This is a genomic window from Taibaiella soli (assembly GCF_003236175.1).
In the GTDB taxonomy this organism is placed as follows: domain Bacteria; phylum Bacteroidota; class Bacteroidia; order Chitinophagales; family Chitinophagaceae; genus QKTW01.
In genome coordinates this window covers 194,566-213,258 of sequence record NZ_QKTW01000002.1, presented here as the reverse complement: position 1 = coordinate 213,258, position 18,693 = coordinate 194,566, and the positions used below count along the sequence as shown (strand labels likewise).

The 18,693-nt window shown below is 43.0% G+C and carries 14 protein-coding genes; 6 read left to right on the top strand and 8 right to left on the bottom strand.

From position 1 onward, the window contains the following. Nucleotides 1-334: 334 nt before the first annotated feature. From DN068_RS01140 to DN068_RS01125, 4 genes are all read right to left on the bottom strand, one after another. On the bottom strand, nucleotides 335-1,768 hold the full coding sequence (locus tag DN068_RS01140) for a TolC family protein (protein WP_207798827.1): 1,434 nt from the start codon (nucleotides 1,766-1,768) through the stop codon (nucleotides 335-337). Next, nucleotides 1,768-5,028, bottom strand: a complete 3,261-nt coding sequence (locus DN068_RS01135; protein WP_110997037.1) for an efflux RND transporter permease subunit — start codon at nucleotides 5,026-5,028, stop codon at nucleotides 1,768-1,770. Before DN068_RS01135 ends, DN068_RS01140 begins: the two co-directional genes overlap by 1 nt. A gap of 24 nt (nucleotides 5,029-5,052) precedes the next feature. Then, nucleotides 5,053-6,135, bottom strand: a complete 1,083-nt coding sequence (locus DN068_RS01130) for an efflux RND transporter periplasmic adaptor subunit (RefSeq protein ID WP_110997036.1) — start codon at nucleotides 6,133-6,135, stop codon at nucleotides 5,053-5,055. Nucleotides 6,136-6,288: 153 nt separating this feature from the next. Further along, on the bottom strand, nucleotides 6,289-6,921 hold the full coding sequence (locus DN068_RS01125; protein ID WP_123985192.1) for a hypothetical protein: 633 nt from the start codon (nucleotides 6,919-6,921) through the stop codon (nucleotides 6,289-6,291). Between the two features lie 160 nt (nucleotides 6,922-7,081). Here DN068_RS01125 and DN068_RS21915 point away from each other — a divergent pair, with 160 nt between their 5' ends. From DN068_RS21915 to DN068_RS01110, 3 genes are all read left to right on the top strand, one after another. Then, nucleotides 7,082-7,384, top strand: coding sequence for a hypothetical protein (locus tag DN068_RS21915; RefSeq protein ID WP_123985191.1), 303 nt, complete (start codon nucleotides 7,082-7,084; stop codon nucleotides 7,382-7,384). A gap of 366 nt (nucleotides 7,385-7,750) precedes the next feature. Then, complete coding sequence (locus DN068_RS01115) at nucleotides 7,751-7,951, top strand: hypothetical protein (protein WP_110997033.1); 201 nt, start codon at nucleotides 7,751-7,753, stop codon at nucleotides 7,949-7,951. A gap of 197 nt (nucleotides 7,952-8,148) precedes the next feature. Then, on the top strand, nucleotides 8,149-8,652 hold the full coding sequence (locus DN068_RS01110) for a hypothetical protein (RefSeq protein ID WP_110997032.1): 504 nt from the start codon (nucleotides 8,149-8,151) through the stop codon (nucleotides 8,650-8,652). Nucleotides 8,653-8,911: 259 nt separating this feature from the next. On the opposite strand, the gene xth is transcribed toward DN068_RS01110, so the two are convergent. The 3 genes from xth to DN068_RS01095 form a co-directional block, all read right to left on the bottom strand. After that, nucleotides 8,912-9,685: an exodeoxyribonuclease III gene (gene xth / locus DN068_RS01105; protein ID WP_110997031.1), complete on the bottom strand. Its 774-nt coding sequence runs from the start codon at nucleotides 9,683-9,685 to the stop codon at nucleotides 8,912-8,914. A 353-nt stretch (nucleotides 9,686-10,038) separates the two neighbouring features. After that, nucleotides 10,039-10,872 (bottom strand): tetratricopeptide repeat protein, encoded by an 834-nt coding sequence (locus tag DN068_RS01100; RefSeq protein WP_123985189.1) that lies wholly within the window; start codon nucleotides 10,870-10,872, stop codon nucleotides 10,039-10,041. Nucleotide 10,873: 1 nt separating this feature from the next. Next, nucleotides 10,874-12,421, bottom strand: coding sequence for a hypothetical protein (locus tag DN068_RS01095; protein WP_110997029.1), 1,548 nt, complete (start codon nucleotides 12,419-12,421; stop codon nucleotides 10,874-10,876). 114 nt (nucleotides 12,422-12,535) lie between these two features. Here DN068_RS01095 and DN068_RS01090 point away from each other — a divergent pair, with 114 nt between their 5' ends. The 3 genes from DN068_RS01090 to DN068_RS01080 all read left to right on the top strand — a co-directional run bounded on the left by DN068_RS01090 (nucleotide 12,536) and on the right by DN068_RS01080 (nucleotide 17,478). Next, nucleotides 12,536-13,381: a hypothetical protein gene (locus tag DN068_RS01090; RefSeq protein ID WP_123985188.1), complete on the top strand. Its 846-nt coding sequence runs from the start codon at nucleotides 12,536-12,538 to the stop codon at nucleotides 13,379-13,381. Between the two features lie 33 nt (nucleotides 13,382-13,414). Beyond that, nucleotides 13,415-14,197, top strand: a complete 783-nt coding sequence (locus tag DN068_RS01085) for an RMD1 family protein (protein ID WP_110997027.1) — start codon at nucleotides 13,415-13,417, stop codon at nucleotides 14,195-14,197. 122 nt (nucleotides 14,198-14,319) lie between these two features. Next, nucleotides 14,320-17,478, top strand: coding sequence for a sensor histidine kinase (locus DN068_RS01080; protein ID WP_165836243.1), 3,159 nt, complete (start codon nucleotides 14,320-14,322; stop codon nucleotides 17,476-17,478). Nucleotides 17,479-17,962: 484 nt separating this feature from the next. Here the strand turns inward: DN068_RS01080 and DN068_RS01075 are convergent, their stop codons facing one another. Then, nucleotides 17,963-18,430 (bottom strand): hypothetical protein, encoded by a 468-nt coding sequence (locus DN068_RS01075; protein ID WP_110997025.1) that lies wholly within the window; start codon nucleotides 18,428-18,430, stop codon nucleotides 17,963-17,965. Nucleotides 18,431-18,693 lie beyond the last annotated feature (263 nt).

Genomic DNA, 18,693 nt, shown 5'->3' with positions numbered 1-18,693 from the left:
TAAGGGGCCGGATTTACTCATAGTTTCGTTACAACCAAAAAAAAGAGAGCGGTATGCTGTTTAGCGTACCGCTCGTTGTTTTAAGTCAGATCGTCAAATAAGTGCCCCTAAACACAATGGTTCGACTCCGCTCACCATGACAAACGCTGCGCGAAAAATCAGACATCAGCGATCAGCGATTTTATGATTCGGCTACGCTCACCATGATAACGCGCAAATGTTTTGACTTTTGAATTTTTACTTTTGAATTAATAAGCAACGAAAAAACCCCTGGCGCCAGCCAGAGGTTCTCGGTTTAAATGATGAAAGGTAAAAAATCTTAACTCCGGCAGCCCTAATTCCAGCCGCCACCTAATGCACGGTAAACATTTACCACTGCATTCATCTGTTCTTTCTTGGTTTCTACAAGTTCAAATTTAGATTCCAGTGCGTCTTTCTGCGTCAGCAATACCTCCATGTAATCTGCTCTCGCCGAACGAAAGAGATCATTAGAAATAGTGATGGACTGTGTGAGCGCATCTACCTGCTGCGATTTCAGATCATAGCTCTTACTGAGATTATTGATCTTCGCGAGTTGATTCGCCACCTCTACATAAGCATTCAGAATAGTACGCTCGTAGTTGTAAACAGCCTGCACTTGTTTGGCGCTGGCGGTATAGTAGGTTGCTTTAATCGCATTTCTGTTTACCAATGGTGCTACCAGTTCACCCGCCAGTGAATACAAAATAGACTCTGGTGTTTTCAGCAGGAACGACGGATTAAATGCCTGATAACCGATCGATGCAGAAATTCCCAAAGACGGATAGAAACGCGCTTTCGCTACTTTCACATCCAGTTTCGCAGCGGCAAGATCTTGTTCTGCGGCTCTGATATCCGGACGATTGGCCAGCAATTGCGATGGTAAACCAGAATGAATATCCGGTGTAGCTGTAGCAGTAAACGTCTGATCATTACGATCTACGTGCTGCGGATAACGACCTAACAAGAAGTTGAGACGGTTTTCGGTTTCCGTAATTTTCTGCTGAATACCGTACTGCATACTTTGCGTGCTCAATACCTGCGCTTCAAAACGGCGAACCGCCAGCTCTGTAACACGTGCCGCATCTTTTTGCATTTTCACGATCTTCAGCGCGTTCGTCTGAATATCGATGTTCTGATTGATGATCGCGAGCTGATTATCCAGCGCCAGCAATTCATAATAAGAATCCGCGATTTCCGCTACCATATTTGTGATGGCGAAATTCCGGCCTTCTACCGAAGAAAGAAATCTGGCAACTGCTGCTTTTTTCGCATTGTGCAGTTTATGCCAAACGTCGATCTCCCAGCTTGCATAAGCAGCTACGAGATAATCCGGCAGAGGATCAGGCATTTTCTTACCTGGTTCAATTTCCGTGTTTTCTTCCATCGCGCCGATGTTTGTATAGCGCGCTGTTTTATCTACACCCGCTCCGGCTCTTACACCTACAAACGGCAAGTACTCCCCTTTTCTCGCTCTGATTTCATTTTTAGAAATCGCAATTTCCTGCGTCATGATATTCAGCTCCTGGTTGTTTTTCAGTGCTGTATCAATCAGTGCTACGAGATATGGATCTGTAAAATATTCCTTCCACTTCACCCTCGCGGTGTTGGTAGAATCCTGCGAGTTATTAAAACTCGCAGGAACGGTACTATTTTCTGTTCTGGTTATGGGAGTCGGCAGCTTACAGGCTGTAAAACTCAGCGCCATGCTGGCCATCCCAAGACAGATATATTTACTGTGTTTCAACATTAGTGTTCATTTTTTTCGATGTGTGAAATTCCATTCCCAATCTCATTTTCATCACTGCGCCATTTCCACTTCCGTTTTTTCTTTTTCTTTTTGCCTGTGTTGCCGGTAAAGTCTTCTGTCAACGGCACTTCGTCTTCATCTCTGATCAGTTTGCGACCAGCAGCCATTTTCGCGAAGACATAATACAAACCTGGAACTACGATAACACCGAGTATTGTACCGAGCAACATACCACCTGCAGACGACGCACCGATCGTGCGGTTACCCAACGCACCCGGACCAGTTGCAAACAGCAATGGAATCAGACCAGCGATAAACGCGAAGGATGTCATCAGGATCGGACGGAAACGTGTTTTCGCACCTTCAATTGCCGCATCAAAAATGGTGGCACCCTGCTGTGTTTTCTGAACGGCAAACTCTACAATCAATACGGCGTTTTTACCGAGGAGACCGACAAGCATTACCAGACCAACCTGTGCATAGATATCATTCGACAAGCCCATTAATTTCAGGAGCAGGAACGCACCAAATACACCGACCGGCAGTGAAAGCACAACCGCCAAAGGAAGAATGAAGCTTTCATACTGCGCTGCGAGTACCATGTACACGAACAACAATACAATCAGGAAGATGTACAAGGCCTCGTTACCACGGCTTGCCTCATCTTTCGAAAGACCCAGCCAGTCAATACCGTAACCGCGCGGCAGCGTTTGATTCGCTACTTCCTGGATAACTTTAATCGCCTCACCACTACTGTAACCCGGAGCCGGCGCACCATTGATGGCCGATGAAGGATACATGTTATAGCGGGTAATTTCATTCAGACCCTGTGTTTTGTGAATGCTCATGAACGCCGAATAAGGCACCATTTCACCACGATCATTTTTCACATACAGTTTCAGCAGATCTTCCGGCAATGCACGGTATTCCGGACCTGACTGTACGAACACTTTATAGAACATACCGAAGCGGATGAAACCAAGTTCGTACGTACTACCAATCAGGATACCGAGGTTGTCCATTGCTTTACCAATCGAAACACCTTTCTGCATCGCAGCCTGGTTATCGATTTTCAATTCATACTGCGGATAGTTGGCAGCGAAGAAGGTAAACAGACCTGTCAGCTCTTTACGTTTTTTCAACGCAGCCATAAAGTCGTCATTCACTTTTCCGAATGCCTTATAATCACTGGAGTTTGTTTTATCGAGCAAACGCAGCGAGAAACCACCTGCGGCACCATAACCAGGAACGGCTGGTGGCTGGAAGAATTCGATCGTTGCACCCGGAATCGCTTTTGCTTTTTCTTCAAGTTCCTGAATGATCTGTTCTGCGGTGTGCTTACGTTCCGACCAGCTCTTCAGGTTGATCATACAAGTACCGGCGTTAGAACCACGACCTTCTGTCAATACCTCGTAACCAGCCAATGCGGATACAGACTGAACGCCATCCACGTGCTCTGCGATTTTCTGCAATTGCTTCGCGATATCATTCGTTCTTTCCAGTGTAGAACCCGGAGGTGTCTGCACAATCGCATAGATCTGTCCTTGATCTTCCGCTGGAATGAAGCCTTCCGGAAGTGTTTTGGAAGTAGCCCAGATACCCGCACAGAATGCAATCAGTAGACCGAATGTGATCACACGACGATTTACAATCAGACGCAGCAATTTCACATAGCTACCTGTCAGTTTATCAAATTGCTTGTTGAAACCATCAATCAACATGTTGATCGGTGTTTTCTTACGCGGTTGACCATGTGTATTTTTCAGGATCATCGCACAAAGCACCGGTGTCAATGTCAAGGCTACGAAACCGGAGATAACGATGGAAGTCGCCATGGTAATGGAGAACTGGCGATAGAAGATACCCACCGGACCCGTCATGAACGCAACCGGTACGAATACCGCTGTCATCAATAAGGTGATGGCGATGATCGCACCACTGATTTCTGCGAGTACTTTTTTAACCGCGGCATACGGCGAGAGATGTTCTTCTGCCATTTTTGTATGCACAGCCTCCACGACGACGATCGCATTATCCACCACGATACCGATGGCCAATACGAGGGCGAACAATGTGATGAGGTTGATCGTAAGACCTAATAGCTTCATGAACATAAACGCACCGATCAATGATACCGGTACCGCCAATGTTGGGATAAGCGTAGAGCGCCAGTCACCGAGGAAGAGGAATACCACGACTGCCACGAGAATAAATGCCTCGGCAAGTGTGTGTATTACTTTTTCGATAGAGGCATCAAGGAAGCTAGATACGTCATAGCTGATCTGGTATTCCATTCCCGGAGGGAAAGAACTTTTCTTGATCTCCTCGAGTTTCTCTTTTACTTCTTTGATTACATCACTCGCATTACTACCATAAGTTTGTTTCAATGTGATCGCCGCAGACGGGTGACCATCCATATTGGAGTAGATATCATAGAACTCACTACCCAACTCTACATCGGCAATATCCTTCAGCCGCAGCAATTCACCATTCGGATTGGAGCGGATGATTACATTATCATATTGTTCTGGTTTGTTGAAACGCCCTTCGTAAGTCAGTACATATTCGAGTGCCTGCGATCGCTTACCAGAGCTTTGCCCCAAACGACCCGGCGAACCAATGATACTTTGTTCAGACAATGCCTGCATCACTTCCTCAGTAGATACATTGTAAGCGCGCATACGGTCAGGTTTCAGCCATACACGCATCGCATACTGACGGCTACCGAGGATTTTCGCACTACCCACACCGTGCAGACGGCTAATTTCAGGAATGATGTTTACACTCGCGAAGTTGTACAGAAATTTTTCATCCGCTTTAGGATCTTTACTATACAAGTTCACATACATCAGCATGTTTGGTGAGGTATAGCTTACTACGATACCTTCACGTTGTACGAGCACCGGCAAACGGTTGGTCACCTGCTCGATACGGTTTTTCACGTTTACTACCGCCTGGTTCGGATCCGTATCAAGGTCAAATACAACCTGGATAGTGGCCTCACCGGCACTGGTGGCATCGGAAGTCATGTATTTCATGCCCGGACAACCGTTGATCGCTTTTTCCATCGGAATCAGCGTAGACTCAACGAGTACGTTGGCACTTGCACCCGGATACGCAATGGTTACCACAACCATTGGCGGCGCAATAGAAGGAAACTGCGAAACCGGCAGGGTTTCGATAGCCAGTATCCCCAAAAAGATGATCACCACAGATAATACTATGGCAAGCACCGGCCTTTTTATAAACTTATTAAACATTGTTCTTGTTTTTTAATTCTTGAATTATTCTGCAGGCAATGTAAGCGACGCGATCACAGCTTTCGGATCTTTGAAATCGTAGCTGATATGATCATTGTCTTTTACCTTACGCAAGCCTTCCAGCAATATTTTATCGTTTTCGGTAATACCCGCAGAAACGATATAGAGATCCGGCATGTCCGCAGCAATCGTAATTTCTCTTGATCTTACTTTATTGTCTTTGTCTACGATAAACACATATTTCTTGTCGAGAATTTCGAAAGTTGCTTTCTGCGGAATAATCAGCGCATTTTTCATCGGCACTTCCATTTCGATATTACCTGTTTCACCATGGCGCAGCAATCCTTTAGGATTCGGGAATGTTGCACGGAATGGGATATTACCCGTTGCATTATCGAAATCAGCTTCGATGGTTTCTACCACACCAGGATAAGGGAACAATTCTTTGTTGGCCATCATCAGCTTCACCGGCACATCTTCTTTGCCTTCCGCTTTTGCTTTATAGTTCAGGTATTCAGCTTCCGGCACATTGAAGTATACCCACATTTTGCTGTTATCTGAAAGATTGCTCAACAGCGCACCTTCGTCTACAAGGCTACCCTGTTTTACCATAAACTGATCGATGATACCATCAAACGGTGCTTTGATTTCGGTAAACTGAAGATGTACCTGCATCAGCGCAACTTCCGCTTTCGCCTTATCCAGCTTAGCTTTCGCCATTGCAGTTTCGTTTGGAGAAACTACGTTACCGTCAGAAAGTTTCTTCGTATTCTGATATTCAATTTCTTCGAATTTTACTTCCGCCTCTGCTTTCTGCAGTTCAGCCTGGTAAACGGTCGGCATAATCTGGAACAGCAGCTGGCCTTGCTTTACGAATTGACCTTCGTCTACATAGATCTTCTGCAGATAACCTTTTTCCTGCGCACGCAATTCAATGTGGCGAATCGCTCGCACCTGCGACACGTATTCTTTAATAATGGAGGTGTCCTTTTTCAGCGGACTGGTTACTTGAAGTTTTGATTCAACTTCTTTTTCCTGTGTTTCGGTTTTGCAGCTTGCATATGTGAGGATACCACACAAACCTGCAAGCATGAGCACTTTGTTCATAAAATATAACTGATAGATTGATTCAGATTAACTTGATCAATTTGTAAAACGTACCCGAAAAATGCCGCGCTGATAGCACCACACATTCTGAGCCGTAAAAAATGAAATGAAAAATGCAGGCTTCATCAAAAGCCTGCTGCGAATGCATTAGAATCAGATGCGCATAACACGCAAAACAATGCACTTATCGGAAGCGGAGGATGCAAGATGATTGCAGAAAGGCAGGGATGCCTTGGCAATGCGGTGGAGATAAATTACAGCGGGTGCTGCAGCGAACAGCGCGAAAATCTGGCTGTTATCATATTTTTTGAAAGAAACGAGATCGTCGTCTTCGTCGTCACAATCCGAAAGTTCAAACTTGCAGCCATCGCCGTTTGTATTGGAACGGGCAAAATTAATTCCCCGCTCAATGAAATCCTGCACGGTTGCACAATGCACTACTTTCCATCCCGAAGGCATTTTTGTCGGCGCATACCGCACACAATCATGATAACGGCAAGCGCGGAGTCTGGCGTATTTACGGAACGGATTACGGGAGACAATTCTGACCTTTTTACCCGGCGTTTTTGGCGCTACACACCAGCCTACGCTATCATTGTTCTGATCATGCGCAGAAAGATGCGCAAAGAAACCCGCATAAATACCATCCGTACTACCCTGCTGCACCTCGCTGTCTTCACTATTCGTCCAGCGATGCAATACCTGCACGTCTGCGCCCAGTACATTGCTGAAGGTCAGCAGCAGTACACCAAGCACACACACCATTCTGGTTAAGGCAGATTGCATTTTGATTGTAATAGTTTTTGATCGGCTATATAGACTAAAGCGGCTGGCTTTGGTTTATATAAGAAAGTTAAGCGCGGGTAAAAATTCCGGAATTAAAAAACGTAGGCGTGATAATTATCGATATACCACGAAATCTGATCGATCAGACTCTGAAATTACAATGGAAAAGAAACAGCCGCCGGCTCTGAAGTTTCAGAACTTCCTGATATCGAGCCGTATTCGGAACAATCTCAAACGAAGTGAACATTGCATCTGTATTCACCTTATCCAAATAACCCACATCAGAAACTTCAACGCCTCTGTTTTCGGCGTCTTCCAACTCATCGGTACCGATTGCGTAGACAAAATTTCTGGTAATGCAGGACTTCCGGAAGGTGAATCCATGGTGTGCAGTTACGAGCGGATTGGCTTTATGCACAATACTTTTCTCTCCTCCGGAATGGAAGATCTGGAAAAGCAATAGCAAAAAGGATATCACACTTAACGGCATAAACCTTAAAAAAATATGCTATATTATTCTATAACAACTATTTACAAAAGGGAACAACGCAGCAAATGTAGAATGAAATCAGACAACTGGAAATATTTTATTTGTTAAAACTTTTTTACACCGTTGAATGCGCAACGCCGAGCGTCCAAAGCACCCCAAAACAACCCGTAGAAATCCAACCACATTTTAAACCAAAACGCAATTTTTAAGTCAACTTTCCGTTGTCAACGCTGAAGCGCTCCACTCTTTATCGCAGATAAAAATACGCTTTCAGATTTCAGCCTTGCGCCTTACGCTTGTTTGAATTTTGACTAATATTGCATTACCCAAAACGCTACTATGAAAACACCAATGACCATGTCTGCAAAAAAAATGCAGTACAAACTGATTCAGTTCAGTGAAAACAAAATTGCGGTCAGCAAAAAAATCAAGGCCGTAAAAAGTATCGAAGAGCTAATGCGCGAAGCCGATCTCCATTTTGAATTTGCGATAGAAATGATTCCGCGGCCGCGGAATTCCGGCACTCTTTTCGATTTCTAAAATCGCTATATCAGATTTTCCATCATCCTGAGTGAAGTCGAAGGATTACTGATTCAAGGATTTAGCTACAGTTTTCTTCAAAGCTACATTGCGGCAAAGGCGTTGGATATGTTCCAGTTAATTACTTCTTCTTGCGTCTTTGCTTCTCTGCCCTTAACTTAAAAATTCACCTATTTTTGTTCGCATAAATTACCCCCATGACCCGATTATTGATTGCTGCCGCATTAGGTATCTTATGCTTTACCGCCTGTAAAAAATCAGACGACAACACTTCGCATGCTCCGGCAATTACAGGGATAAACATGCGGAATATCAACGCGCAACCGATGGGGCCGATGGGTACACCGAATGTATTGACCAGCCTCAATGGCAATGAGATCTTATGCTACCCGAATCCTTGCAGCGATCTGTTGATGACGGAAATTCACGGAACAAACGGCACCACGGCAAAAATCTGGCTGGTGGCCGCTGCCTATAGTAATCATCCGGATACAATTCCGTACACCAAGGCTGTTGTCAAAGTAGAAAACCAGTCTTTGTACGGTCAGCCAAATCCGGTCGTTGACAAAATAGTTACGCTTACCGGCACTACATACACCAATGTTGAAGTAAGAACTGACAGCCTTCCGAATGGTTTTTACAAATTATATACAGTCATTGGGACAGATACCTTGTATGATAATATCTGCGTCTATAGGTAAGCCTAAAGCTCAACGCAGAAGGCCCAAAGCTTGGCTCATTAAATAAGGTTTCTCGCAGAAAAATGGTCAGACGACTTGGAGTCGTCCGACCATTAAAGCAATCTTTCGACTCCGCCGGGAATGAAAAACGCGAACTGGCTTTTACCTGACTTTTATATTGATAACTCCTTTGCGCCGTTACGAGCCCTCACGCATTCACTGAGCGTGACGGCTTTGCATCCTTGTGAGAACGTCAAATCAGACGTCAGCGATCAGAAAATCAGAGATTCAACTCAATCCACACCGGTGCATGATCGCTGGTCTTTTCCCAACCGCGAACATCACGGTTTACACCGCAGGATTTCAGCTTGCTTTTTAATGGTTCACTCAGCAGGAAATGATCGATACGGATGCCTGCATTGCGGCCGTAAGCATCCCGGAAATAATCCCAGAACGTGTAAATAACTTCGTTGGGATGCAAAGTACGAACGGCATCCATCCAACCCTGATCAATCAATTTATGAAAAGCAGCACGTGTTTCGGGAAGAAATAATGCATCCTTTACCCAGCGCTCTGGTTTGTATGCATCAATATCGGTGGGCATTACGTTATAATCGCCGGTAAGTACCACTGGCGCTCCCGATTTATATAATTCACCTGCATGCGCGATGAGCCGGTCAAACCACTGGAGCTTATAATCGAATTTCGGACCAGGCGCAGGATTGCCATTCGGCAAATACAAACAACCGATGGTGATACCGTTGACGATCGCTTCAATATAGCGGCTGTGCAGATCTTCCGAATCTCCAGGCAATGCACGTCTTACTTCTTGTATTTCCAAATTGCGCGTAAGAATCGCTACACCATTCCAGCTCTTTTGTCCATGCCAGATTGCTTTGTAACCCGCATTTAAAATAGCTTCCTCCGGAAATTTTTCTTGCGGTGTTTTTAATTCCTGCAGACAAGCCACATCTGGTTTCGCTTCTTCCAGCCAGCGCAGTAATACTGGCAGACGGCTGTTAATTCCATTGACATTATAGGTGGCAATTTTCATAGATTCCTGTTTTTATTGGAGGATTAAAAATAGGAATGTTATCTGTCACTTTTTTCTTGAAAAAAAAGTAACCAAAAATTCAAGGCTTAAGGAAACTACGGCTAAAATGAAAAGGCATACAGCTACAATTATTAAAGCTTACTATTAAGCTGTTTGCGGTGCCGATCAAATCTATAGCCAGCCGTAACAACTTTTACAACCACCATAATTGCTTTACGCAGTCTGCATTTCATTTCTTAACGCCTGCGTTACCTTTGGCCGGTTGCGTTGCGTAATACCTATCGAAGCAATCCAATGCAAAAATCCCTTTAGCCATCAGAACTTATCCATCAATCTTAGCCTACAATCTTATCCTACAAGGAAGCAATCATTTTGTAGAAGTTGCTGTCGTGGATTTCACCAATGGAATATTTACGGTCAAATGGGTGCGTTGCGGTGTCAAACCCTGCGGGGACTGTTATCTCAACGTTGAGAAATTTAAAATAGTATCTTTTATAATGATCGCCACAATCGCCAACTGATTTAGGATACATCGCCACAATCGAAGCATCGAGTTTGGCTTTAAGTCCATTTCTGCCGGTCAACAAGCCTTTTAATTCTTTTATGATTGCATCGTTATTGGCAAAATAAATAAAAACAGCCGGCAACAGTGAAGCGATTGCATCATCCCTTCTGCCAAGTTTTTTGTACAAAGATTCGTAACGTAACGCATTATGCACCTGGTTTTCTGATATTTCGTTACCACAAAAATGCTGATAGCGATATACGGTATCTGACAACGAATGATAGTAAATTGCTTTCTCGTACATTTTTTTGTCTTCGTAAATAAGGCTCAGCATTGACGAGGACCGATTCTTATAATTTGCGTAAGGGTCGGCCACAATACCTCCTGGCATTTTCTGTTTGTCATTTACATTGCTTTTCAATATCTGATTAAATACCCCGATTGCGCTGTCGTTCAGTTTTAGCTCATAAAAGCAGACACCGTAATTATAAAGTGCTTCGGGATAAAGGTCGTTTTTGGGATGATGATTCACCAAATAACGGAAAGATTGTAATGCGGCATCAAACCGGTTTGACTTAAAGGCTTTAGTACCCTCATCAAAATAATCCGAAGGCATTTTTTGCGCGTGGATTGAGTGAAGCGCAAATAGAAATAAGACCGTGAGTAATATGCGCGTTTTCATACTAAAGATAAAATTGGTAATAAGCATGGTTTTTAATTCCGTAAAACGTCAGATGTTTCCCGTCAAAAAAGTAAGGATTATAAATAAGCCGTTCCACCTTATCAATCACTGCATCGATTTTGTTATTCATCAGAATACGATATCGTTTGGGACCCGCATTCAGCACCAGGAAATAATGGCTGCCAGAAGATTGGGCTTCCATGACTGAATCTCGATCAAAAGCGGAAAATGGTTTTGAAAATTGACCATTGCACACCATATAACCAACCGTGTCTATTTTGAGATACCAGATACTACTGCCGTCAGAAACGTTGCTGTTGCCAGGCATCATAAGCAGGTCCTCAAACGGCGTTACCGTAATATTTCCCCTATGATATTTTGCCGACATCAGTAAAATTTCATCCTGGTAGAAATAAACAGAATCATCCGTTTTAAAATAATGGAGCGAACTGCCGGTTGCCGTAATATACAATGGTTCGGCACGCACCCCATATTTTGAAATAGGTGCCGACTGCATTTTACCGTTTACATACTTATACAAGTAGTAATCCTTTAGTCCGTAAAAAGAAAAATTGCCCTTTGCATCTACATTCGGATAGTAAATATTCTCAAAATCATACTCATACTTGCGACCATTCACTTTCACTATTGATTTCCCTGCATTGGTGTAGGTAAACAGAAAATTCTTGCTGTCCGCGAGTGTAAAATTTCCTGCGTTTTTAGTTCCCCTCACCATACAATTATTGAAAACCACATCGTCATCGTCACCACTGAGATTGAAAAAATAAGAAGCGTTATTTTCCATCAGGCCAGACTGGTTTGCGAACGATGAAATTACGGGACCAGTTGTACCATCTGATGTGTGGATCATATATGCATCATTCGCTACCGGCTTACGTTTGCAGCCAACAAAAAAATAGTTACCATTGTTATTGACAGCAAGACTTCCATATTCTTTCACTGAAGAATCTATCATTTTATTATCGACAAACAGATAGTATAATGCACTTCTTTTTACATAGTAGATATTATGTCCGTTCTCTGAAAAATCGCACCAGGGATCATAAGGGTTTACGTTTATATCGGGAGTAAGTTTCTTAACTGCGACAAGGCAGCTATCCACATAATAGAATATACTGTCCTTGTATACCGAAATAACGGCCAGATGCTGTGTGGTGCTCCCATCTGTCCAGTTGGTAATTTTCCCTTTTATTGGTCCGTAAATTTCTACTCCTTTTCCATTTTTAAAATAGACCTTTTCTTGCTCAGAAGAATCCGAATTCCATTGAATCGATCCTCTGCCGCTAATTGATTCAATCGTTTTAAACCCGCCAAATGTATCATGCGCTGTATAAAAATAGTGAAGTCCATTTTTTTCCGCGTTAATGCAATAATTGCCCGATGCATCAAATAGTATATTGAGGTGCTGCCTCACAAGGGAGTCTCCAACTGGCGCAAAAATCATCTGCTCCTTTACCCGCCGACCATTGCAGGCAGCGATAAACAAACTCAGGTACATCAGCACCAAATAAAAACGAAGGCGGCTCATCTTCGATAAAGGTTTGGTATAAATGTAACGTACAAAACCTCATTTTAATTGCTGGTTTGTAAAGTTACAATCGTCTATATAAACGTTATCTTGAGAGACCATTCCAGAAACACGATGAAACTTTTCGCCCTGCTATTTTCCATTATCATTGCCTTGTTTTCTTTAAAAAGCAATGCGCAAACCAATTCTATCTTTTACAAGAATGAAATAAAATATGCCGAGGTCATTACCAATCCGGAGTTAGAGAAAGGAATAGGTTGCTACACCAAATTCCGCTTTGCAGATTCAGCAGTGACACACGGATACAATATAGACCTTGTGCAATACTGTGTGACGGACACTATCTGCGATACTAATTTTAACAGCCAAAAAATCATTGGCTGCGGCGATTATAAGTTTTTGATATGGAGTCAGTGGCGGGATTCTGTGCAGGCAGATTTGCTGAAAGACAAAATATTCTCGTCTACCGAAGAACGCGAAAAATACACGAAGGAACATTTACCCGAATTAATGTATACAGACAAAAAGGAATTACCATCACCAACAACTCAAAACATTATAATCAAAAACGACAGCGTTTGGTATAAAGACCAGTACTTTAATGTCTTTATGTACACAAACCATCCTGGTGAGCTAATGCAGGGCTATTGGGGAGAAGACAGCGCATACGCCGTCCAAAATATTTTGACTGGGCTCGGCGATACGACTATTACCTGGAAAGGACGAAAAATTGATTGCTACCAATTTTATTACGACATGATCCTATCTGGAGAAGGGCCAATTGATCGATTGATCAAAAAAGAAATCGTTGAAAAAGCTTCCGGCTTGCCCATTATGACTTATATGCAGTATTACCGGTGCAATAATTTCGATGAATGCCGCGGTTCACTCAAAAAACTAAAACTCTATCAAACCCATTACACCTTCATCTATAGTCTTAATCCGGCAAAACAGAATTGATTTACTCCCATATTTTCATTAACTTAAAACACCATGATGCAGGTTTTATCATACCAGGTTGCCGACAGCATCGATATCAGGGGCGTAAAGGAATTGGTGAAAATGAAATTGCTGAAAGCTGATGCCGACGAGCTATTTTTTCAGGTGCAGGAACATCAGTTTATCTATGTGTTCAAATATGGCGTCGTCTGTTTCCTCAATCATACAGAACACGAAATAGGCGCTTTTCTCCAGGTCGTTGCACCATTCTGCAAAAACTTTTTCTTCGTAAAGGAACTCAGTGAAGAATTTGAGATCGCGCCTTATGCGAAGACCAATAAAGTAGGTTACAATACTATTGAACTCATCGATCCGAATGTGGATGCACTGCGACTGGTAATGCTGAATGTATCGCAGTCAGTGGCGCTGGATTATTATTCTGAACAAACAGCTAAACTGCTCGAAGAAACCAACGCGCATACCCGCACATTGGAACAGAAAGGCACTTTAAATGTATCTGGTAAAAAGCTGCAGAAATTCATCGGTAAAACGCTCAATCTGAAAAACAGAATCTCCGAAAATCTGTACATCCTGGATTCACCTCCGGAAACCTGGGAGGATGAAGAACTCAACCGCATCGACCTCGGCTTGAAACGGACTTTTGATTTGCAGGAACGTTTCAAAAGCATTGAGGAAAGTCTGCAGATCGTGAAGGAAAACCTGGAATTGTTTAAAGACATCATGCAATACCGCAAAAGCACATTGCTGGAATGGATCATCATTATCCTGATTTTGGTGGAAGTGCTGAATCTGTTTGCAGAGAAAATATTCCGCTGATCAACGCGCCGAACGCTCAAAGCCTGAAGGTTTCCGGTTCAACGCTTAAGCCCTCAACTTAGGTCGCCATGATCATTACCGCACAAACAAGGCAAACCATTAGCGCACCAATAAATAAATCCATGCCCGCGTTACCTTTCCATAGTAGCGCTTTGAATGCTGCCCCTGTATTTTATCCAGTGAACGGCAGCTCGCAACAACGCACCTTTCCTAAAGACGTTGCATGCAACGTCTCTACAGGCTTTTTTGTACATTGCAGCATGGCGCTCAAACTCAGCAGGCTCCCCTATCTTCTGTTCTTGTTGTTGACTCTGGTATTTGTACAAGCTAATGCGCAGGTGTACCCTATCCGCAATTATACGATCCAGGACGGACTGCCTTCCAATACTGTTTATTGCGTTTATAAGGATTCTAAAGGAGCACTATGGTTTGGCACAGATAAAGGCATTGCCAGGTATAATGGCGTACGTTTTGAAAAATTCTCCACTGCCGACGGTCTTCCTGACAATGAAATCTTCTGTTTTGGAGAAGATAAATACAATCGCCTCTGGATGGGTACTTTCAACGGAAGTCTCTGTTATTATAAAGATGGGATTATCCATACGGCAGTTAATACACCCTTCCTGAAATTACCAGCTAAATACCCTTTTATTTTCAGCATTTTCAATGAGTATGACGGAAGCGTCACCATATGTTTTTCCAACTCCACTTATTTCCTGAATATCATTGGCGAAAAAGTGCATCTCTACAATATTGCCTCGCTGAAAGAAGACTCCTGGCGCATGCGGCAAATCGTAAAAAGATCGCCCGCTCAATACGAAATCCTCTATAAAAGCTTCGCCTATCTCTGGGATACTTCTGGCAAAAGCATTCATAAAACAATACCGGATTCGCTGGCGGTCGGCTATATCAGTAATGATCAGCGCTATCTGATTTCTGACCACGAGATCATCAGAAATGACACCGCCATATGCAAAATTCCACCCGCTAGCGGTGGCATGAAAACGCAAGGCATGTTGGAAGACAAAGAGCGGCATCAGATAATGATGTGTACTTCGAAAGGGCTGCTGATTCTGCCTCAGAACAAGTTTTTGTTTCCGGGCCATGTAGTATCTTCTGCAACAAAGGATGCGTCTGGAAATTATTGGGTGACTACGACCGACGAAGGGATATTTTGTTTAAATGCGGGTTATGAGCATTTCGGCATTTTCAATAATCCGGACAAAACCCGGATCATCTATGCGCGGATCATCCATAACCAACTATATTTTACTACACAGAACAACAATATATACACCTTAAAAAATGACACTGTAAAAAAATTGTTTGACGGATATGCTTTCAAAGATGAAATCATGCTCCGCACGCCCAATCCCTATTTATACTACATAGATTTTGGTCATTATGAAACGATGCCGACGGCCGCGCGTCGCAGGTTAGAATACAGAGACTTGCCCGCAGCTTCTTATCTGGACACCAATCTGCAGTTCTATCATTTTTCTTCCTGGGATTGTCTGATATTGGACCAGCTGCAAACGAATAAAGCACGTGTAGCCGAGCAGCTGCCGATGTATACCGCTGGCTGTTTTAAAAATATGGCGGTCACTGATAGTGCTGTCTATCTGCAGGGATTCAACGATATTGTTTACCTCCCCAAAACGGTCATCAAGAGTCACGATTTCAGCCAGGTTCGTCTGCTCAAATCAAATCCGGAAAAACATGAACGCTTTTTTGGCTGGGCAAAAGATTCAGAAGGAAATGTATGGGTCTCAACAGTAGATAGTCTTTATAAAATTGAAAAAGACAAAATCATTGTACAACCAGAATATGGAGCTATCGGCCTGAGAAAATTCAGTCTGCTCAACGGATTTTTAATTGGCTACAAACATGACAACACCTTACTGATCTCCCATCTTGAACAACAAAACCCGGTAACAGATACAATCATTCACAGCGCCAGCATCTGGGATGGATTTTATCAGATCGACAGCAGCCACATTATTATCAGCTCAAGCGACAAATACTACATGGTGGCGCTTACAAAACCGGGAGCGAAAAATGGTTTTCATATACAACCGATAGCATCCCGTTTTATTCCGCCGCAAACGGAATATATCTGTGCAGATTCCACGTCCAGCTATTTCTTTAAAAACGGAACTATCGTCCGGCTCGACACCAAACACCTCTTTGATGTTTCGAGCAAACCAGTTGTCTATTTTGTTTCGCTGCGCACAAAAGACAGTATCTACGCTGCTAATCAGAATACGATAGACATTCCTTACCGGGAGACTGGCGACTTACAAATTTCCTATCTGCCGTTGTCATTCGGAGGAGGCGATCTTCAATGCGAATACTCCATTTCTCAAAACGAGAGCAACGACTGGCACACCATTGACGAAACAACGATCCATCTTTATCTCGCCCATTATGGCACCTATTATATCCGTGTCCGTGCCAAAGAAGCTGCTGATAGCTATTCCGATACTGTAACCTTTCAACTGAATATTCTCAAGCCATTCTGGGCTACCTGGTGGTTCATCACACTTGTCATTATCGCCGCTCTTATTTTGGCCTGGATGATTATTATTTTCATTACCCGCCGGGTACTGAGAAGAAGACAGAAAGATTACGAGGCGGACATGAAATACCAGAAAATGGAATTTAAAGCGCTGAATGCGCTGATGAACCCGCACTTCATTTTCAATACACTCAACAATATCCAAAACCTGTTTAAAAATCAGCAAAACAAGGCGGACGAATATTTTGTAACCTTCTCCAGGCTGATCCGCCAGAACATGCAGAATGTGACCAAAGACACCATCTCGCTGGAGCAGGAACTAAATCTGGTGGCCAATTATCTGAAACTGGAAAAACTGCGCTTCGCAGAATTTGTCAACTATACGATGGATGTAGATCCGGAGCTTGATCTCGACAATGTGTTTATTCCGCCGTTGCTCATTCAGCCGCTTGTAGAAAATTCAATCCGCCACGGACTCCTGCCAAAAGAATCACCGCAAAATCAGGTGACGGTTCGTGTTTACGAAAAAGGCCAGTCACTCTTTGTGGAAGTTGAAGACAATGGCATAGGCCTGAAGGGCAAATCGAGTCATATTGATCCACAGCATGAATCGCTGGGTCTTTCTAATCTGCGCAAAAGAATTGAACACATGAACCGGACGCACCGGGAAGTGATCACTTTTAATCTCGTAGAGCTGAAAGGCGAAAACGGCCGTGTAAAGGGGACTTTGGCAAGTATAGAGATTTCCAGCGCCCGTTGGTAAACTGAATATACCGTTGGTCAACTAATCGACTACTGAACAAAAACAATGTATTTAATTCGTACAGTCAACGAACAAATATAACCGGACCCAACTATCAGTTCGTTAAAAAGCCAATCCGAGCTCAGCTCCGTAAAGCCTATCAATAAATGGATGACCATGCGTCGTCCATTTGTTTTTTGGGGGCGGCTGGAAATTTTTAAACGCTATTCCAAGTGCTCAATCGCTGTCGCAAAACAGGTCAATTTTGTTACCACCTCCTTAGCAACAAAGAGCTATGGCTAACCATGTATGCCCAAAGTCTAAACTTCCGGTTGGATTGATAAATCATTTTATTTATTTAAAATAAGGATTGTAATCTGAAATTATTTGGTAACTATCGTCAACACCCTCTTCCCATTCAAAATGAAAATTAGATGGTCTGTTGCAAAGCGGTGCCCGAGGTAAACATAAAATTGGTATTGCCAAAGTGCCATATTGATTTATTTTAAAATTTAGTACCCGGTGGAAATCCACCAAGTATCCCGTAATTCCGGTATCGGGACGAGGATTCAATAATATGCCTGATACTTGTTAAGTTCAAGGGTATTTGCATCAATTCACAATCGGTAATCACCATACCATTCGTAAAGAAGAACTCGATAAACGCTTCCAAAATATTGCTATAGTCAGCCCGGAAATCAATCCTCAAAGAAACGTCTTCGATTACCTCCTCGTTAAAAAGTACCTCGAAGGAATTAGATTCCTGATCACCATAAAGATCTGTGTTTTTACTCCAGGATTTCCCTGGGCGCAAAATTCTTGCTACATCAGCAAAGCAGCTTCGCGTGTAAGATGGGTTTGACCAATAAGAAGCCGTATCAAAACCTTCTGCCCAATCGAAACGAAAATCAGCAGGCTTATCTGAAAATGCAGCCCGTGGTAAAACATAAAAATCGTATTGCCAAAGTGCCATTTTAGTTACTTTTATAGTTAGTGGTTTCTTGCAGAAAAAGAGCTGGCATTTATAGCATCAATATCGGATCTCATTAAATGATTTTTCTACAAGAAACCAAATTAAATGTTTTTTCTATTTCGGCCATTTCAAATATCTCCAATAGGTCGGCATATGACCGCTCATCTGAAGGTCGGCCGGAGTATTATATCCTTCGAATGGTAATTGTACTTGTTGAACAGGAACTTCTGTAATGCCTAATCTGGGTGCTACGAAATATCTAT

Coding starts and splice junctions, on each gene's coding strand:
- xth (WP_110997031.1), bottom strand. CDS start 9,685: ATGAAAATTGCCACCTATAATGTCAATGGAATTAACAGCCGTCTGCCA.
- DN068_RS01080 (WP_165836243.1), top strand. CDS start 14,320: ATGCCCGCGTTACCTTTCCATAGTAGCGCTTTGAATGCTGCCCCTGTA.
- DN068_RS01140 (WP_207798827.1), bottom strand. CDS start 1,768: ATGTTGAAACACAGTAAATATATCTGTCTTGGGATGGCCAGCATGGCG.
- DN068_RS01085 (WP_110997027.1), top strand. CDS start 13,415: ATGATGCAGGTTTTATCATACCAGGTTGCCGACAGCATCGATATCAGG.
- DN068_RS01125 (WP_123985192.1), bottom strand. CDS start 6,921: ATGCAATCTGCCTTAACCAGAATGGTGTGTGTGCTTGGTGTACTGCTG.
- DN068_RS21915 (WP_123985191.1), top strand. CDS start 7,082: ATGGAAAAGAAACAGCCGCCGGCTCTGAAGTTTCAGAACTTCCTGATA.
- DN068_RS01095 (WP_110997029.1), bottom strand. CDS start 12,421: ATGAGCCGCCTTCGTTTTTATTTGGTGCTGATGTACCTGAGTTTGTTT.
- DN068_RS01090 (WP_123985188.1), top strand. CDS start 12,536: ATGAAACTTTTCGCCCTGCTATTTTCCATTATCATTGCCTTGTTTTCT.
- DN068_RS01100 (WP_123985189.1), bottom strand. CDS start 10,872: ATGAAAACGCGCATATTACTCACGGTCTTATTTCTATTTGCGCTTCAC.
- DN068_RS01135 (WP_110997037.1), bottom strand. CDS start 5,028: ATGTTTAATAAGTTTATAAAAAGGCCGGTGCTTGCCATAGTATTATCT.
- DN068_RS01115 (WP_110997033.1), top strand. CDS start 7,751: ATGAAAACACCAATGACCATGTCTGCAAAAAAAATGCAGTACAAACTG.
- DN068_RS01130 (WP_110997036.1), bottom strand. CDS start 6,135: ATGAACAAAGTGCTCATGCTTGCAGGTTTGTGTGGTATCCTCACATAT.
- DN068_RS01075 (WP_110997025.1), bottom strand. CDS start 18,430: ATGGCACTTTGGCAATACGATTTTTATGTTTTACCACGGGCTGCATTT.
- DN068_RS01110 (WP_110997032.1), top strand. CDS start 8,149: ATGACCCGATTATTGATTGCTGCCGCATTAGGTATCTTATGCTTTACC.